We start from the raw sequence: 17310 nt of genomic DNA, 5'->3' as shown, positions 1-17310 counted from the left end.
CCCCCTCGTTGTGAGGAGCAGTTTAGGTGGCCCGCATCAACTCCGGTAGTGCCCAGCCAGGCAAGCCATCTTCATGATTCGTGAAGACTTGCACCTGCCCAATGGGACCCGGCCACCAGTTCGCGCACGACGTCCGTCAGCACAACCCGCGTGGCCAGGGCCGCAGGGGAGAGCTCGTCGTCCGACAGGCTGGCCAGCAGATTGCGCCGGCGCACGCCGGCATCCGCGACCTGCACAAGCCGAACCACGTCGGCAGGAAGGCGCGAGGTTGCCGCGCCGGGTTGGATGGTCGCCGCCAGCCCTGCCTGAACGGCATCCATGAGGATAGCCAGGCCGTCGATGTCGGCGACGATGTTCGGTTCGCACTTGGCCCGCGCGAATGCCGTCGCCACGATCGCCCGCAGCCCATGGGTTCCACTCGGCATGATGAGGGGTAGCGCTCCGATCTCCTTGAGCCGGACCTGCTTGCCCCTGGGCATGCCGGTCAACTGCGGGGAGCCGACGACAAAGAGACGCTCGTCCAGCAGCGGCGTCACGCTCCAGCGCTGGGCTGCTTCGGTCTCGAACAGGACAGCGAGGTCAAGTTGACGCGCATTGAGCATCGCAGCGAGGTTGCCCGACAAGCTTTCGACGAGATGCAGACGTATATCGGGGTAGCGGGCGCGCAACCCGCTCATGAGGGGAAGCGCCAGGACAGACGCCGTCGATGGCGCGAGGCCGACGCTCACATGCCCGGACAGGCGCGCGTGCTGCGCGGCGCGGGCGGCCTCGTCGACATGCCGCAGCGCGAGTTGCGCCTGGCGCCAGAACGCTACGCCGGCGTCGGTGGGGACGACGCCCGTCGTTGTGCGTTGCAGGAGGCGGGCGGAGAGTTCGCCCTCGAGTCGACTGATCTGTTGACTGAGCGCAGAGGTGACCACGCCCAGATCCGCCGCCGCTCGCCCCATGCTTCCGAGTTCGACCACGCGGATGAAATAGCGCAGTTGCCTTAGTTCCATGGCATGGTCAGTTTTCTTGTTTAATAACCGGTCCGGCAATATGCCAACAGCTTAACGGGCTTTATATTCCATTTTCTGAGGCGCCCCCTTGCGGTATGCACGGTTATCAGGCCAGTTGCAGCCGCCTTGCCTGACCCATCCACACACGACAACACCATGACCATTCGCGAAATCCTCAAAATGGGCGACCCGCGCCTGCTGCGCGTTGCCCAGCCCGTGACCGAGTTCGACACCGACGCGCTGCATTTGCTGGTGTCGGACATGTTCGACACCATGCGCGCCGTCGACGGCGCCGGCCTGGCTGCGCCGCAGATCGCGGTGGATTTGCAGCTGGTGATTTTTGGCACCGACGAGGTCAATCCGCGCTACCCCGATGCGCCACTGGTGCCGCGCACGGTGTTGCTGAATCCGGTCATCACGCCGCTCGGGCCCGAGGAGGAAGACGGCTGGGAAGGCTGCCTGTCGGTGCCCGGCCTGCGCGGCGTGGTGCCGCGCTTCTCGCGCATCCGCTACACAGGGTTCGATCAATATGGCGACCCGATCGAGCGTACGGCTGAGGGCTTTCACGCGCGCGTGGTGCAGCACGAATGCGACCACCTGATCGGCAAGCTGTACCCGATGCGGGTGCGCGACTTCACGAAGTTCGGCTTCACCGAGGTGCTGTTTCCGGGGCTGGATGCCGGCCAGGATGACTGAGAATTTAAGGAAAAAAGGCCTGTAGCCCTTATCAGTCATGGGCAATCAGCTACTAAAAAAGTAGCAACGGGGCGTTCCTGCGCACGCTTCAGGCGTTCAGGGCTTCCAGCAACTCGGTCTCAATCTCGATCTGCGCGCGGTTGTGTTGCAGCTCGGGCCCGTCGATCAGGAAGGTGTCTTCCACCCGCTCGCCCAGAGTCGTGACCTTGGCCAGTTGCAGGTTGAGCTTGTGGCGGGCCAGCACGCGCGCCACCGAGTAGAGCAGGCCGACGCGGTCGCTGGCCGAGATGCTGAGCAGCCAGCGCTGCGCCTTCTCGTCCGGGGCCAGCTCGACGCGCGGCGTCACGGGAAAGCTCCTGACACGGCGCGACACGCGGCCGCGACTCGGGGCGGGCAGCTCACCGGGCTGTTCAATGGCATGCGCCACGCCGGCTTCCACCATCCTGACGAGTTCGCGGTAATGCTCCGGCAAAAACGAGGTGACCACCTGGAAGGTGTCGAGCGCGAAGCCGTTGCTGGTGGTGTGCACCTTGGCATCCAGAATGCTGAGGCTGGCCTGGTCGAAATAGCCGCAGATGCGTGCAAACAGGTCGGGCTTGTCGGGCGTGTACACCAGCACCTGCAGGCCTTCGCCGACCGGTGACAGGCGCGCGCGCACGATGGCCTTGGACATGGCGGGCGCGGTAGCGCCGGCTTGCCGTGCCACATGGCGCGACAGCTGGCGCGCGTGCCAGGCGATGTCGGCCGCGTCGTGGCGCATGAAGTAGCCCACATCGAGCGTGTCCCATAGCGCCTTGTAGGCCTCGAAGGGTTCGGCGTGCAGGGCCAGCATCACCAGCGCCTCGCGCTTGCGCGCTTCAACGTCGGCACCGGGGTCGGGTGCACGGCCGCCCAGCACGCGCAGCGCAAGCCGGTACAGGTCTTCCAGCAGCTTGCCCTTCCAGGCGTTCCAGACCTTGGGGCTGGTGCCGCGGATGTCGGCCACGGTGAGCAGGTACAGCGCGGTCAGGTAGCGCTCGTTGCCGACGCGTTTGGCAAAGGCCGCAATCACGTCGGGGTCGCCCAGGTCCTGCTTCTGCGCGATCCGGCTCATGCTGAGGTGTTCCCTGACCAGGAATTCGATCAGCCTGATGTCCTCGCCGGCGATGTCGTGCTGGCGGCAAAAGCGCCGCACTTCGCTGGCGCCCAGCTCGGAATGGTCGCCACCGCGGCCCTTGGCAATATCGTGGAACAGCGCGGCGGTGTACAGGATCCAGGGCTTGTCCCATCCCGCGGCGAGCTGCGAGCAGAACGGGTATTCGTGGGCATGCTCGGCGATGAAGAAACGCCGCACGTTGCGCAGCACCATCAGAATGTGCTGGTCCACCGTGTACACATGGAATAGGTCGTGCTGCATCTGCCCGACGATGCGGCGGAACACCCACAGGTAGCGCCCCAGCACCGAGGTCTGGTTCATCAGCCGCATGGCGTGCGTGATGCCTTCGGGCTGCTGCAGGATGCGCTTGAAGTTTTCGCGATTCACCGGGTCACGCCGAAACTGGCCATCCATCACGCCGCGCACGTTGTACAGCGCGCGCAGGGTGCGGGCCGACAGACCCTTGACGCCGACCGTGGTTTCGTACAGCAGGAAGGTTTCGAGAATCGCGTGCGGCTGCTTCTCGTACAGATCGTCGCTGGCCACCTCGATCATGCCGGCCTTCTCGAAGAAGCGCTCGTTGATCGGATGCAGTTCGTGCGCGGACGAGCTCAAACGCTCCTCGATGTTCAGCAGCAGGATCTGGTTGAGCTGGGTCACCGCCTTGGCCGCCCAGTAGTAGCGGCGCATCAGCGATTCGCTGGAACGCATTGCGGGACGTTTCGCCGACGGGCCGCCCCCAGGCGAAACAGCCCCCTCGGGGGGCAGCGAGGACACGCTGGTGCCGAGCGTGGGGGCTCCATAGCCGAAGGACTCGGCTACGGCGGTTTGCAGATCGAACACCAGGCGGTCTTCGCGCCGGTGCGCCAGCAGGTGCAGCCGCGCGCGGATCAGGCACAAGAGCGCCTCGTTGCGCTTGATCTGCCGGGCCTCGAACGCCGTCGCCAGGCCACCTCTTGCCAGTTCGTCCCAGCTCTTGCCCAGGCCTGCCGCCCTGGCCACCCACAGGATCACCTGCAGGTCGCGCAGGCCGCCGGGCGACTCCTTGCAGTTGGGCTCCAGCGCGTAGGGCGTGTTCTCGAACTTGGTGTGGCGCTGGCGCAGCTCCAGCGTCTTGGCCACGAAGAACGCCGCGGGATCCATCGCGGCGTCAAAGCGCCGGCCAAATTCCGCAAACAGGGTTTTGCTGCCGGTGACTAGGCGCGACTCCAGCAGCGAGGTCTGCACCGTCACGTCCTTGGCGGCTTCGGCCACGCAGTCCGACACCGTGCGTACGCTCGAGCCGATCTCCAGCCCGGTGTCCCAGCAACTACCGATGAAGGCCTCGATCTGCCGCTTGAGCGGTGCGTTGTCGTCGGGATTCAGGTCGTCGGGCAGCAGCAGCACGACGTCCACATCCGAGTACGGAAACAGCTCGCCGCGCCCGTAGCCACCCACCGCGACCAATGCCAGCTGCTCGGAGAACGCCGCCATCTGCCACAGGGCCTGGAGCAGGGCGTCGGCCTGGCGGGCCAGCTTGTGCAGCACGCTGTGAATGCCGCGCGTGGATGCGCCGCTGGTGCGCACCGACTGGAACAGCGCGGCTTTCTGGAGACGGTAGTCGTCTCGAAGGGTTTGCAGGTCAGGCATTCGCCTGTGCGTTGACCTGTGCGTTGACAAAAGGCGGCGGCGGCGGGCTGCCCGCGGAGAGCGTGAGCACCTCGTAGCCGGTCTCGGTGACCAGGATGGTGTGCTCCCACTGGGCCGACAGGGAATGGTCCTTGGTCACAATGCTCCAACCGTCTTTTTCCGGGCCTTCCTTGATTTCCTTTTTGCCCGCGTTGATCATCGGCTCGATGGTGAAGGTCATGCCGGTTTTCAGCATCTCCATGGTGCCGGGCTTGCCGTAATGCAGCACCTGTGGCTCTTCATGGAACACCCGGCCAATGCCGTGGCCGCAAAATTCGCGCACCACGGAAAAGCCGTTGCTCTCGGCAAAGCGCTGGATGACATGGCCAATGTCGCCCAGGTGGATGCCGGGTTTGACCAGTTGGATGCCGTGCCACATCGCCTCATACGTCAGCGCCGACAGCCGCCTGGCCAGGATGGAGCCTTCGCCCACGATGAACATGCGGCTGGTGTCGCCGTGCCAGCCGTTCTTGATCACGGTCACGTCGATGTTGACGCTGTCGCCTTTTTTCAACGGCTTGTCGTTGGGGATGCCGTGGCACACCTGATGGTTGACCGAGGTGCAGATCGACTTGGGGTAGGGGATGTTGCCGCCGCCGGTGTAGTTCAGCGGCGCCGGAATCGCCTCCTGCACCTGGGTGATGTAGTCGTACGCCAGCTTGTCCAGCTCGTTGGTGGTGACGCCGACTTTCACGTAGGGCGTCAGGTAGTCCAGCAGCTCGGAGGCCAATCTTCCGGCAACGCGCATGCCGCGGATGCCTTCTTCGTCTTTGTAGGTAATGCTCATGGCCGTAATTATCCCACTGGGTGAATTTGCCCGCAGGTAGCCGGTGCGTCAGTTCGACAGGCGCGCAAACGATTCATGATGACGATCGGTGACCGCCTGCAGGTCACTGTACGGCCCTCCCATATCCAGTAAACTTTGATCAAAGGGGAGGGTGGGATAGTGAGAATGCTTTTATTTGCAGTACTGCTGCTGTCAGCGGCAGCACAGGCTGACACTATCTACTTGTGCAAGGCCTACAACGACAGCACCTTTTGGGCTAAGGCCCACTGCAACCAGCACCAAGCCTTTGTCGAGCGCATTGTCAGCGTTCCGGATGGCATGTCGTTTGAACAGCAAGTCAATCTTGCCAAGGGCGAAGTAAACGCTGCCTCGGCGGCAGCGGCGCAGCGGCAAGCCCAGGCTCAGCAGGTCGAGCGAAATACCCGCTGCCTCCAGTTGCATGCTGAGCGGGCCGAGATATGGAGCCGTTATGAGAACCGGAAGTTGCAGCCGATAGAGATCATCAATACGGACCAGATGCGTTGGAAGGGCATTCATGCCGAGCAGCAGCGATTGGGCTGCTCCATGCAGTAGAAGACTTTCAACAAGGGGAATTAAAAATGAGCCTTGATGACAGGGATTGGTATCGGAACATCCAGCGTCGGCGAGCTGGTCTAAGACCCAAATGGAATCTATGGAGGAGCAAGCGCAAGCAGCAGACTCCCGACCCTCGTTATTTCCCGAAGCAGTTTCGAGGCTCCCGATCCAACGCGCAGCGCCGGCGGGATTCAACCTACAACGATGAGTTTCGCCAGCCCGCAAAGACTTGGCATCCGATCCTGATTGCCATGGTCTGGACCGTTGTGCTGTTGGTCCTGTTTGTCATCTTCAAAAAGTCCGGTGGTTAATGCAACAGGCCGTGGACCACTCCTTGGACGATTGTTGGCCTGCGTAAAATAAAGGGTTTTTACGGATGGCTCGTGTCTGCTGCCGTCCCCACCCGAACCAGGCCCTAATAAGTGACCCTGCACCTTACCCAGCTTGAGGGCGGCAATGCCCTTAGCGACTTCCGCGCCCAGCAACTTCTGCCCCAACTGCAGGCGGTCCACGACAGGATCAGCGGCGTCGCCGCCCGATTCGTCCATCTGGTGGCATCCGCCGAGGCCCCGAGCGATGCGGAGCGGGCGCAGCTGGCGGCCTTGCTCACGTATGGGGAGCCTTATCAGGCGGCGAAAGGCGCTGCCGACGGCGCGCTGGTCGTCGTCACGCCGCGTTTTGGCACCGTTTCGCCCTGGGCGTCCAAGGCGACCGATATTGCGCACAACTGCGCGCTGGCCGTCAAGCGCATCGAGCGCATCACCGAGTACCGGCTCACGCTAAAAGCCAGTTTGCTCGGCAAGCCGGCGCTGAACCAGGAGCAGTTGCTGCAAGTGGCGGCCCTGCTGCATGACCGCATGACCGAGAGCGTCATGTTCGACCGCGATGCGGCCGCCGGTCTGTTCACCGAACTGCATGCGGCGCCCATGGCCTATGTGGATGTGCTCGACGGGGGCAGGGCGGCGCTGGCACAGGCCAACAGCCAGTTCGGCCTGGCGCTGGCCGACGATGAAATGGACTACCTCGTGGCCGCCTTCACCCGGCTGGGGCGCAACCCCAGCGACGTGGAGCTGATGATGTTTGCGCAGGCCAACAGCGAGCATTGCCGGCACAAGATTTTCAACGCCGAATTCACGATCGACGGCGCGGTGCAGGAACGCAGCCTGTTCGGCATGATTCGCCACACGCACCAGGCCAGCCCGCAGCACACGGTGGTGGCGTACTCGGACAACGCCTCGGTGATGGAAGGCACGGCCATTGAGCGGTTCATCGCAAAATCGCCTTCAACCCCAGGCGGGACGGGCGCTGTCAGCTATGAAAAGAATAGTGCCCTGAGTCACGTGCTGATGAAGGTGGAGACCCACAACCACCCCACCGCGATTTCGCCGTTCCCGGGCGCCTCGACCGGCGCGGGCGGCGAAATCCGCGACGAGGGCGCCACCGGGCGCGGCTCCAAGCCCAAGGCGGGTTTGACGGGCTTTTCGGTATCCAGACTCTGGGACGGCTGGTCCGACCAGCCGGGCGGCAAGCCCGGGCACATCGCCAGCCCGCTGCAGATCATGACCGAGGGCCCGCTCGGCGGCGCCGCCTTCAACAACGAATTTGGCCGGCCCAACCTGCTGGGCTACTTCCGCGAGTACGAGCAGACCGTGGCGTCCGACGTGGATACGATCCGGCGCGGCTACCACAAGCCCATCATGATCGCGGGCGGCCTGGGCACCATCGACGCCGGCCTGACCCACAAGATTGACTTCCCGGCCGGCAGCCTGCTGATCCAGCTTGGCGGCCCGGGCATGCGCATCGGCATGGGCGGCAGCGCGGCCAGTTCCATGGCCAGCGGTGCCAACGCAGCCGAACTGGACTTCGATTCGGTGCAGCGCGGCAACCCCGAGATCGAGCGCCGGGCGCAGGAGGTCATCAACCACTGCTGGGCCCTGGGCGAGGCGAACCCGATCCTGGCGATCCACGACGTCGGTGCCGGCGGCCTGTCCAACGCTTTTCCCGAGCTGACCAACGACGCCGGGCGCGGCGCGCGCTTCGACCTGCGCGCCGTGCCGCTGGAGGAGTCCGGCCTGGCACCCCGGGAAATCTGGTGCAACGAAAGCCAGGAGCGCTACGTGCTCGCGATTGCGCCCGAATCGCTCGCGCAGTTCCAGGCCTTCTGCGAGCGCGAACGCTGCCCGTTCGCCGTGGTGGGCGTCGCGACTGAAGAGAGAGACCTCATCGTGTCTGATGACGAAGTGGCCGCGCGCCGCGCCGGGCCGCCCCAAGCAAGCGCAGCCCCCTCGGGGGGCTGCGAGGACACGTCAGTGGCCAGCAGGGGGGCTCCAGTTCACATGCCCATGAACGTGCTGCTGGGCAAGCCGCCCAAGATGCACCGCGACGTCACGACCGTGGTGCGCCGCTTCAAGCCGATCGACCTGAGCGGTGTCGGCCTGCAGAGGGCGGCCATCGACGTGCTGTCGAGCGCCACCGTCGCCTCCAAGCGCTTCCTCATCACCATTGGCGACCGCACCGTGGGCGGCCTGTCGCACCGCGACCAGATGGTCGGGCCGTGGCAGGTGCCCGTGGCGGATTGCGCCGTCACGCTGGCCGATTACAAAGGCTTCGCCGGCGAGGCCATGAGTCTGGGCGAGCGCACGCCGCTGGCGGCCGTCAACGCGCCGGCGTCCGGCCGCATGGCGGTGGCCGAAAGCATCACCAATTTGCTGGCCGCGCCGATCGAACTGGCGCGCGTCAAGCTCTCCGCCAACTGGATGGCGGCCTGCGGCGAACCGGGCGAGGACGCCGCGCTGTACGAGACCGTGCGGGCCGTCGGCATGGAGCTGTGCCCGGCGCTGGGCATTTCCATTCCCGTGGGCAAGGATTCGCTGTCCATGCGCACGCAGTGGAGCGCGCCGCAAGGCGAGTCCGGCACGGGCGATGCACCCAAAAAAGTCACTTCACCCGTCAGCCTGATCGTGACGGCCTTCGCCACGCTGGCCGATGTGCGCGGCACGCTCACGCCGCAACTCGACGCGACCGAGGCCGACACGACGCTGGTGCTGATCGACCTCGGCCGGGGCCAGAACCGCATGGGCGGCAGCATGCTGGCGCAAACGCTGGGCCAGGTCGGCGACGCCGTGCCCGACCTCGATGACCCGCAAGACCTGGTCCGCCTGGTCAACGCCGTGAACACGCTGCGCGCACAGGGCAAGATCCTGGCCTACCACGACCGCAGCGACGGCGGCCTGTTCGCCACCGTGTGCGAGATGGCGTTTGCGGGCCACGTCGGCGTCTCGCTGAATGTGGACCTGCTGGTGACCGAGGGGGACGGCATTGCCGACAGCCGCGCCGAGTATGGCGACGCCAAGAACTGGGCCGGCCAGGTCAGCGCGCGGCGCGAAGAACTCACGCTCAAGGCCCTGTTCAGCGAGGAGCTAGGCGTGGTGCTGCAGGTGCGCACTGCTGAGCGCAACGACGTGATGCAAACCCTGCGCGAGCACGGCCTGAGCCGGCACAGCCATTTCGTCGGCAAGACGCGGCCGGCCAGTTCAACGATCGATGCCGGCAAGGGGCAACTGCAGATCTGGCGCGACACCAAGGCGGTGTTCAGTGCCAGGCTGCAAGACCTGCATCAGACCTGGGATGCGGTGAGCTGGAAGATCTGCGGGCAGCGCGACAACCCGGTGTGCGCGGACGCCGAACATGCTGCCGTTGGTGAGCCAAATGACCCCGGACTCCATGTCCAGCTTGCACCAGGCGCTCTTGATAATGTAGCAGCGCCATATCTGAACCTGAGCCGGCCCAGGGTGGCCGTGCTGCGCGAGCAGGGCGTCAACTCGCATGTGGAAATGGCCTATGCCTTCACTGAGGCGGGTTTTGAAGCCTTCGACGTGCACATGACCGACCTGCAGACCGGCCGCGCCAACCTGCGCGACTTCAAGGGCGTCGTGGCCTGCGGGGGGTTCAGCTACGGCGACACGCTGGGCGCGGGCATCGGCTGGGCCCGCTCCATCACCTTCAACCCGGCGCTGGCGGAGCAGTTCAAGGCTTTCTTTGCGCGGCCCGACACCTTCGGCCTGGGCGTGTGCAACGGCTGCCAGATGTTTGCCGAGCTGGCCGACATCATCCCCGGCGCGCAGGACTGGCCGCGCTTCACCACCAACCAGAGCGAGCGTTTCGAGGCGCGACTGTCGATGGTGGAAGTGCTCGATTCGCCCAGCCTGTTCTTTGCGGGCATGGCCGGCAGCCGCCTGCCGATCGCGGTGGCGCACGGCGAAGGCCTCGCCAATTTCAGGCACCGGGGCGACGCCGCCCGCGCGATCGCCGCGATGCGATTCACCGACAACACAGGCAGAGCCACCGAGGCCTACCCGTTCAATCCCAACGGCAGTCCCGGCGGGCTGACGGCGGTCACGACGCAGGACGGCCGCTTCACGGCCATGATGCCGCACCCCGAGCGCGTGTTCCGCAATATCCAGATGAGCTGGACCTCGGGCGACCCGAGTGCCTTCAGCCCCTGGCTGCGGCTCTGGCAGAACGCGCGGCGCTGGGTGGGCTAGTGTCGCGGCCGGCGTGTCAATGCGGCTTGATGGCCACCTTTAATACACCGTCGCGCTGGTTGGCAAACAGCTCGTAGGCAGCCACGATGTCGTCGAGCCTGTAGCGGTGCGTCACCATCACGCCCAGGTCCACGCGGCCCGATGCCACGATGTTGAGCAGGCGCCGCATGCGCTCCTTGCCGCCGGGGCACAGCGCTGTGTTGATCTTGTGATCGCCCAGGCCGGCGGCGAAGGCCGATAGCGGGATCGTCAGGTCGCTCGAATACACGCCCAGGCTGGACAACGTGCCGCCGGGCTTGAGCACGCGCAGTGCCGACTCGAACGTGCCCTGCGTGCCCAGCGCCTCGATCGACGCATCCACGCCGCGCCCGCCGGTCAGCTTCATGATCTCGTCGACCACGTCGCAGTGCTTGAAGTTCAGCGTGACGTCGGCGCCCATCTTCTTCGAGATGGAGAGCCGGTGCTCGTTGCTGTCCACCGTGACGATGGTGGATGCGCCCAGCAGGCGCGCGCCCGCCGTGGCGCACAGGCCGATCGGGCCCTGCGCGAACACGGCCACGGTGTCGCCGATCCGGATGTTGGCGTTCTCCGCGCCCTTGAAGCCGGTGGACATGATGTCGGGGCACATCAGCACCTGCTCGTCCGTCAGGCCGTCGGGGATCGGTGCGAGGTTGGCCTGTGCGTCGGGCACCAGCACGTATTCGGCCTGCGTGCCGTCGATCAGGTTGCCGAAGCGCCAGCCCGCCGTGGCCTTGTAGCCGTGGCAGCCGCACAGGCCGCGCGCCACCAGGTAGCTGCCGTCCTGCGAGGGCACGCCATCCTGCGCGGCGTAGGAGTTGAAGTTGGGACAGATGGCGCCGGCGATCACGCGCTGGCCTTCGCTGTAGCCCTGCACGGCGCTGCCGAGCTTTTCGATCACGCCGACGGGCTCATGACCAATCGTCAGGCCCTTGGCCACCGGATACTCACCCTTGAGGATGTGCACGTCCGTGCCGCAAATGGTTGTGGTGGTGATGCGGATCAGCGCATCGTTCGGGCCCACGCCGGGAATCGGCTTGTCGGCCAGCTCGATGCGGCCCGGTTCGATGAATATGGCGGCTTTCATCATGGCAACCATCGGTATCTCCTTGTCCGTGATGCACGGTATGCGGAAGAGGTCAATCTAGCACCGGCGTGGGCGGCGCGGCGCATCCCCGATCGCCAGCGTCTGACCCATGTCAAACACCCAGGCGAAAAGGTCGCTCATCACCATGCGGAATATCGGCGCGATCATTGGCGGGCCGATCTTCGGTTCGCTGTCGGAAAAGCTGGACCGGCGGCGCGCGATCTGCATCGCCGCGTTGATCGCGCTGCCGGTGATACCGTTGTGGGCGTTTGCCAGCGGCGTGCCCGCACTTGCACAGGGAACCTTCCTGATGCGGGTCTCCGTGCAGAGCGGCTGAGGCGTGATTCCGGTCAGAACGGGTCGCAACGGCGCATTGACGGCGCCTCGCAATATACCGGCAGTCCCAAAGCCGTCCCGTCAGCCGCGCAGGAATTTCTCGATGCTCGTGGCCAGCGCGATCGGCGTCTCGTTCATGGGGTAGTGGCCCGCGTTGCCCATCACTTCCAGCGTGGCGTTGGGGTACCACTGCATGTAGGTGTCCGCCATCGCCCCGGCGCCCAGGAGCGGGTTGTGCTCGCCGACGATGACCTTGATCTGCACCGGGTTGCCCTCGATCTGCGCGTGAAAGTCGGTCTTCGCCCAGGCCGTCAGGTAGGCCTCATAGGCCGCCTCGTCGGACTCGGCCAGCGACGAGGCCACCATCTGGTCCAGCCAGACGCTGGTCAAGCGCAAGCCGGTGGTCATGTCGAGGAGGCGTTTGCGCGCCTCTGCATCCTTCGTTGTACGCGAGAAAAAAGCCCAGCTCGCATTGTCAAGCGCCATGCCGCTGGGTGACACCGGTGCGATGGCCACCAGTTTCTCGACGCGGGCCGGCGCATCCACCAGCACGCGCTGGATCGCACTGCCGCACATCGAATGGCCTATCAGGGAAAAGCGCTGCCAGCCCAGGCCATCGGCCAGCGCCAGCGCGTCCTGTGCGATTTGGTCCAGCGTGTAGGGGCCGCCGCTGCCCCTCATGCCGCCGTAGCCGCGGCAATCCATGAAGGCGTAGCTGAAGTCTTGCGTATCCAGCACGTCCACCAGCGGCCCCCAGCCCCTGGCGTGGCCAAACCAGCCGTGCAGGGCAATGACCTTGCGCGGGCCCGTCCCGATCAGCAGATGTGTGTTCATGGAGTGAGGTCTCCTTGGGCTGTTGGTGTGAAGTGAATTATCCGCATCCTGATCGACCATGGATCGGTTATGGTTTGCCGATGAACCCGGCGCCCATTTCACCGACTGCGTCCCGTCACCGCTTCGACGGCGTGGATGCCCTGCGCGGGTGCGCCATCGTCTGGATGACCGTATTTCATTTCTGTTTCGACCTCAACCATTTTGGCTACCTGCGGCAGAACTTCTATGCCGACCCGTTCTGGACCTGGCAGCGCACGGCCATCGTGAGCCTGTTCCTGTTCTGCGCCGGGCTGGGGCAGGCCATCGCCGTGCAGCAGGGGCAGAGCTGGCCGCGCTTCTGGAAACGCTGGGCGCAGGTCGCGGGGTGCGCGGTGCTGGTCACGGCGGGCTCGTGGTGGATGTTTCCCGATAGCTTCATCTATTTCGGGGTGCTGCATGGCATCGCCGTGATGCTCATCGTGGTGCGCCTGTCCGCACCTTGGGGGCGCCGCCATCCGCTGGGCCTGTGGCTGCTCGGGGCGCTCGCCATTGCTTCTAGATTCATAGCCGCCTATGCACTCGGGACAGGGGCTTTGGCTCATTTTGCTGAAATTTTCAACGCCAGGTCGCTGAACTGGCTGGGCCTCATCACACGCAAGCCCATCACCGAAGACTACGTGCCGGTGCTGCCCTGGCTGGGCGTGATGTGCTGGGGCATGGCCTGCGGCCAGTGGCTGTTTCGAGCCCGCCCGCACTGGCTCGGCGCCGCTATTCCCCGCCCAGCGGCGCAGCTGGCCTGGCTGGGCCGCTGGAGCCTGTCCTGGTACATGCTGCACCAGCCGGTGCTGATCGGCCTGGTGGCGCTGGCGGCCTGGGTGGCGCCATAAAAAAACGCGACCCAAGGCCGCGTTTTCAAGGACCACCGGGGCGAGGGGCCCCGCAAGGCTTATTCGATCTTCGCTTTGGCGCGCAGCTCTTCCTGGAATGCGGCCAGCTTTTGCTGCTCCAGCTGCTGCACGATTTGCGGCTTGACGTCTTCGAGCTTGGGCAATTGGGCGGTCCTGACGTCGTCCAGACGGATGATGTGGTAGCCGAACTGGGTCTTCACGGGCGTGTCGGTGGTCTGGCCTTTCTTCAGCTTGACCATGGCGTCCGAGAACTCCTTGACGTAGCTGCCGGCATTCGCCCAGTCCAGGTCGCCGCCCTTGGCGCCCGAGCCCGTGTCTTTCGACGATTTTTTGGCGATGTCTTCAAACTTCGCGCCCTTCTTGAGCTGGGCAATGATGGCCTTGGCCTGGTCTTCGGTGTCCACCAGGATGTGACGCGCGTGATACTCCTGGCCGCCGTTGGTGGCCGCGAACTTGTCGTACTCGGCCTTGACGTCGGCATCGGTCACCGGGTTCTTTTTCTGGAAGTCGGCAAACAGGTCGCGAATCAGGATGGTCTGGCGCGCCAGCTCCATCTGGTTCTTGAAATCAGGGGTGACGTCCAGGCCGCGCTTTTGCGCCTCCTGCATGAAGACTTCGCGGGCGATGACTTCGGTCTTGATTTGCGCGGCAATTTCAGGCGTGATGGGCCGGCCCGAGGCGGCCACCTGTTGCGCCAGCGCATCCACGCGCGCCTGCGGGACGGCCTTGCCATTCACGATGGCCACGTTTTGCGCGGCAGCGGGCAGGGCCAGTGCGCCCATGACAGCAGCGGCTGCAAAGGCGGACAGAAAATGCTTCTTCATAAAGTTTCCTCAAGGATGCTGGGGGGATAAAACGTGGGATGCCGCCGGGGCGGCAGTGTTCAGAGTGCGACGTCAGAGCACTTCAATGGCGATGGCGTGGGCGCCCTGGTCAATGAATTCTTGCAGCGCATCATACACAAGGCGATGCTGCGCCACGCGAGTGCGGCCGGTAAACAGGGGTGACGAAATGCGCACCCTGAAATGCGAGCCGAAACCCGCCTCGTTGGCACCGGAATGACCCGCGTGGGCGGCGCTCTCGTCGAGCACCTCCAGTTGCGTGGGCACCAGCACCTGCTGCAGTTGCCGGGCCATTGCCTGCGCGCTGACCGGCGCGATTTTGGTGGGGGGCATGTTGGTGCTGCTCATGAGCCGCTGGCCTCGTCGGTCTTGATGTATTTGCCCAGGAACAGCGCCTGGCCGATGACGAACAGCGCCATCAGCCCGAGCCCGCCGAACAGCTTGAAGTTGACCCAGGTGTCCAGGTCATAGTGAAAGGCCACCCACAGGTTGAGCACGCCCATGGCCGCAAAGAAGCCGGTCCAGCTCCAGTTCATCATGCGCCAGGCGCTCTCGGGCAACTCCATCTGGGCGCCCATCAGCGATTTGAGCAGGTTCTTTTTGAAGATGAGCTGCCCCACCAGCAGGGCGCCGCCCATGATCCAGTACAAAACGGTGGGCTTCCACTTGATGAAGGTGTCGTTGTGCGAGATCAGCGTGGCGCCGCCGAACAGCACGATCACCCCCAGGCTGATCCATTGCATGGGCTCGACCTTGCCGTGCTTGTAGTGCAGGTAGCCGATCTGGATCAGCGTGGCGGCGATGGCCACGGCCGTCGCGACATAAATGCCCGCGAACTTGAAGGCCACGAAGAACAGGATGATGGGGAAAAAGTCGAGGAGGAGCTTCATTTGGGCTTGAAGTCCAGGGACGCCGAGTTCATGCAGTAGCGCAGTCCGGTCGGGGCCGGGCCGTCTTCAAACACATGGCCGAGGTGCGCGCCGCATGCAGCGCACAGGGTCTCGGTGCGCTGCATGCCCAAGGTGCGGTCCACGTGCTCCTCGATGGCGGTGGGCTCGGCCGCCTGCGAAAAGCTCGGCCAACCGCAGCCGGCATCGAATTTGGTGCTGGAGTCGAACAATTTGGCGCCGCAGCAGACGCAGGCGTAACTGCCGGGTTGCCAATGGTCGTCGTACTTGCCGGTGTGGGGCCGCTCGGTGGCGGCGTGGCGCGTGACCTCGAAAGCGACCGGTTCGGCCCCTTTTTGCGCCAGCAGCGCCTTCCATTCGGCGTCGGTCTTCTCAATCTTGTGGCTCATGATGAACAGCTGATCTCGATGGTGGATGCCCAGTCGGGCGGGAAGTCGGCGTAGCTGTCAAACCCCGGGTGCTCGTCGAACGGGGTTTCCAGCAGGTTTAGCAAAGTATGGACTCCGGAAAAGTCCTTTAGTTTCGCCTGGCGAATGGCTTGCTCGCCCAAGTGGTTGCGAAGGACGAATTTCGGGTTGGTTTTGAGCATCAAATCGGCCGCTAGACCATAACCTACCTTGGCAAGCCGCTCTGAATATTGTAGTAACCAAGTGTCAAATGCGGGTCGATCCAGAAACAGGTCGCGCACCGAATCGTCGGGCACCGGGGCATCACTCATCGCACGGCCACCGACCCAGTGGCTCAGCCGGCGCCAGAAAATCGTGTAGTCGACATTGTCTTTGGCGAGCAGCTTGAAAATGGACTCGATCAGTTCCATGTCGCCGGGCTGCTCGTCGGTCAGGCCCAGCTTGGCCCGCATGCGCGCGCCCAGCTCGGCCGGGAACACGGTTTTGTACGATTCGAGCGCGGCCAGCGCCAGTTCCTGCTCGCCAATCAACGGCAGCAGCGCCTGGCCCAGGCAAAACAGGTTCCAGTAGGCGATGTTGGGCTGCTTGTTGTACGCGTAGCGGCCCTGATGGTCCGAGTGGTTGCAGATGTGCGCCGGGTTGAAGGCGTCGAGAAACTGGAACGGGCCGTAGTCGATCGTCAGGCCCAGGATGCTCATGTTGTCGGTGTTCATGACGCCGTGGCAAAACCCCACGGCCTGCCATTGCGCCAGCATGCGCGCGGTGCGCTCGCTGACCATTTCCAGCAAGGCGGCGTAGGGGGTGCCGGCAAACTTGTCTGTCTCCCGGCACGCCGGGTAAAAACGGTCGATCACGTAGTCCGCGAGCGTCTTGAGCTGCGCATATTGCTCGCGCGCCGAAAAGTGCTCGAAATGGCCAAAACGGATGAAGCTCGGCGCAGTGCGGGTGACGACCGCGGCGGTCTCGACTTCTTCGCGACGCACCGGCGCATCCGAACCGGTCACGCATAGCGCACGCGAGGTCGGAATGCCAAGCCCATGCATGGCCTCGCTGCACAAAAATTCGCGGATGCTGGAGCGCAGCACCGCGCGGCCGTCGCCCATGCGGGAGTAGGGCGTCAGGCCGCTGCCCTTGAGCTGCACCTCGTAGCCCGAGGCGGTCTCGCCCAGCAAAAGGGCGCGGCCGTCGCCCAGTTGGCCGGCCCAGACGCCGAACTGGTGCCCGCTGTAGACGCTGGCCAGCGGCTGCGTGCCCGCAATGGCCTGGTTGCCCGAAAACGCCTCCAGGGCATCCTGTGATTCGAGCCACGACGGGTCCAGCCCCAGCTCGCGCGCCACGCTGGCGCTGCGCCCGACCCAGTAGGGCGCGCTCAGGGGGCGCGGCGGCAGCAGGGTGTAAAAGTCGGTGCCCAGCGCCGCAAAGCTGTTGCGCCAGTTCAAACCAAGCTCCACTTCCGGGGCAAAATCTTCAACCATGTTCATGCCCGTATTGTCCCGCAGTTGACCGGTGGCAGGCGGACGCAGGGCAATTCCCCATGCGCGGCGCACCTGGCTGCGCGATACTGTTGCACATCAGTTTGTTACATAA

General features: G+C 64.6%; 15 protein-coding genes and 1 pseudogene. 6 read left to right on the top strand and 10 right to left on the bottom strand.

The window, feature by feature from the left end; genetic code table 11:
* Positions 1–71 precede the first annotated feature (71 nt).
* The gene (locus tag EUB48_RS10605; protein ID WP_142818960.1) at positions 72–998 is read right to left on the bottom strand and encodes a LysR family transcriptional regulator; all 927 of its coding nucleotides are present in this window, start codon (positions 996–998) and stop codon (positions 72–74) included.
* Positions 999–1154: 156 nt separating this feature from the next.
* Between EUB48_RS10605 and def the strand changes: the two genes are divergently transcribed.
* Positions 1155–1694: a peptide deformylase gene (gene def, locus EUB48_RS10600; RefSeq protein WP_142818958.1), complete on the top strand. Its 540-nt coding sequence runs from the start codon at positions 1155–1157 to the stop codon at positions 1692–1694.
* Positions 1695–1782: 88 nt separating this feature from the next.
* Here the strand turns inward: def and EUB48_RS10595 are convergent, their stop codons facing one another.
* Complete coding sequence (locus tag EUB48_RS10595; protein WP_142818956.1) at positions 1783–4458, bottom strand: [protein-PII] uridylyltransferase; 2676 nt, start codon at positions 4456–4458, stop codon at positions 1783–1785.
* A complete protein-coding gene (gene map, locus EUB48_RS10590) occupies positions 4451–5284 on the bottom strand; it encodes a type I methionyl aminopeptidase (RefSeq protein WP_142818953.1) in 834 nt (277 codons plus the stop codon). Before map ends, EUB48_RS10595 begins: the two co-directional genes overlap by 8 nt.
* A 165-nt stretch (positions 5285–5449) precedes the next feature.
* Between map and EUB48_RS10585 the strand changes: the two genes are divergently transcribed.
* The 3 genes from EUB48_RS10585 to purL all read left to right on the top strand — a co-directional run bounded on the left by EUB48_RS10585 (position 5450) and on the right by purL (position 10404).
* Positions 5450–5857 (top strand): hypothetical protein, encoded by a 408-nt coding sequence (locus tag EUB48_RS10585; protein ID WP_142818951.1) that lies wholly within the window; start codon positions 5450–5452, stop codon positions 5855–5857.
* Positions 5858–5883: 26 nt separating this feature from the next.
* Positions 5884–6171, top strand: a complete 288-nt coding sequence (locus EUB48_RS10580) for a hypothetical protein (protein WP_142818949.1) — start codon at positions 5884–5886, stop codon at positions 6169–6171.
* A gap of 111 nt (positions 6172–6282) precedes the next feature.
* Entirely contained in the window at positions 6283–10404 is a 4122-nt protein-coding gene (purL, locus tag EUB48_RS10575; RefSeq protein WP_142818948.1) for a phosphoribosylformylglycinamidine synthase, read from the top strand.
* A gap of 16 nt (positions 10405–10420) precedes the next feature.
* Here purL and EUB48_RS10570 read toward each other — a convergent pair whose 3' ends face one another.
* Positions 10421–11521: an NAD(P)-dependent alcohol dehydrogenase gene (locus EUB48_RS10570; RefSeq protein ID WP_142818946.1), complete on the bottom strand. Its 1101-nt coding sequence runs from the start codon at positions 11519–11521 to the stop codon at positions 10421–10423.
* A 139-nt stretch (positions 11522–11660) separates the two neighbouring features.
* Here EUB48_RS10570 and EUB48_RS10565 point away from each other — a divergent pair.
* Positions 11661–11843 (top strand): annotated as a pseudogene (locus EUB48_RS10565) (MFS transporter); the annotation flags it as partial.
* 83 nt (positions 11844–11926) lie between these two features.
* On the opposite strand, the gene EUB48_RS10560 reads toward EUB48_RS10565, so the two are convergent.
* Positions 11927–12679, bottom strand: coding sequence for an alpha/beta fold hydrolase (locus EUB48_RS10560; RefSeq protein WP_142818944.1), 753 nt, complete (start codon positions 12677–12679; stop codon positions 11927–11929).
* Between the two features lie 80 nt (positions 12680–12759).
* On the opposite strand from EUB48_RS10560, the gene EUB48_RS10555 reads away from it, so the two are divergent.
* On the top strand, positions 12760–13545 hold the full coding sequence (locus EUB48_RS10555) for an acetyltransferase domain-containing protein (protein ID WP_142818943.1): 786 nt from the start codon (positions 12760–12762) through the stop codon (positions 13543–13545).
* A gap of 59 nt (positions 13546–13604) precedes the next feature.
* On the opposite strand, the gene EUB48_RS10550 is transcribed toward EUB48_RS10555, so the two are convergent.
* The 5 genes from EUB48_RS10550 to EUB48_RS10530 all read right to left on the bottom strand — a co-directional run bounded on the left by EUB48_RS10550 (position 13605) and on the right by EUB48_RS10530 (position 17204).
* The gene (locus tag EUB48_RS10550; RefSeq protein ID WP_142818941.1) at positions 13605–14390 is read right to left on the bottom strand and encodes a peptidylprolyl isomerase; all 786 of its coding nucleotides are present in this window, start codon (positions 14388–14390) and stop codon (positions 13605–13607) included.
* Positions 14391–14462: 72 nt separating this feature from the next.
* Positions 14463–14741 (bottom strand): BolA family protein, encoded by a 279-nt coding sequence (locus EUB48_RS10545; RefSeq protein ID WP_142818939.1) that lies wholly within the window; start codon positions 14739–14741, stop codon positions 14463–14465.
* Positions 14742–14752: 11 nt separating this feature from the next.
* Positions 14753–15298: a septation protein A gene (locus tag EUB48_RS10540; RefSeq protein ID WP_142818937.1), complete on the bottom strand. Its 546-nt coding sequence runs from the start codon at positions 15296–15298 to the stop codon at positions 14753–14755.
* Entirely contained in the window at positions 15295–15705 is a 411-nt protein-coding gene (gene msrB / locus EUB48_RS10535) for a peptide-methionine (R)-S-oxide reductase MsrB (protein ID WP_142818935.1), read from the bottom strand. The genes EUB48_RS10540 and msrB overlap by 4 nt, the downstream gene beginning before the upstream one ends.
* Complete coding sequence (locus EUB48_RS10530; RefSeq protein WP_142818932.1) at positions 15702–17204, bottom strand: protein adenylyltransferase SelO; 1503 nt, start codon at positions 17202–17204, stop codon at positions 15702–15704. The genes msrB and EUB48_RS10530 overlap by 4 nt, the downstream gene beginning before the upstream one ends.
* Positions 17205–17310: the final 106 nt, after the last annotated feature.

This window comes from Rhodoferax sediminis, assembly GCF_006970865.1.
Classification (GTDB): Bacteria; Pseudomonadota; Gammaproteobacteria; order Burkholderiales; family Burkholderiaceae_C; genus Rhodoferax_A; species Rhodoferax_A sediminis.
This window is presented reverse-complemented; position numbering and strand designations above follow the sequence as displayed.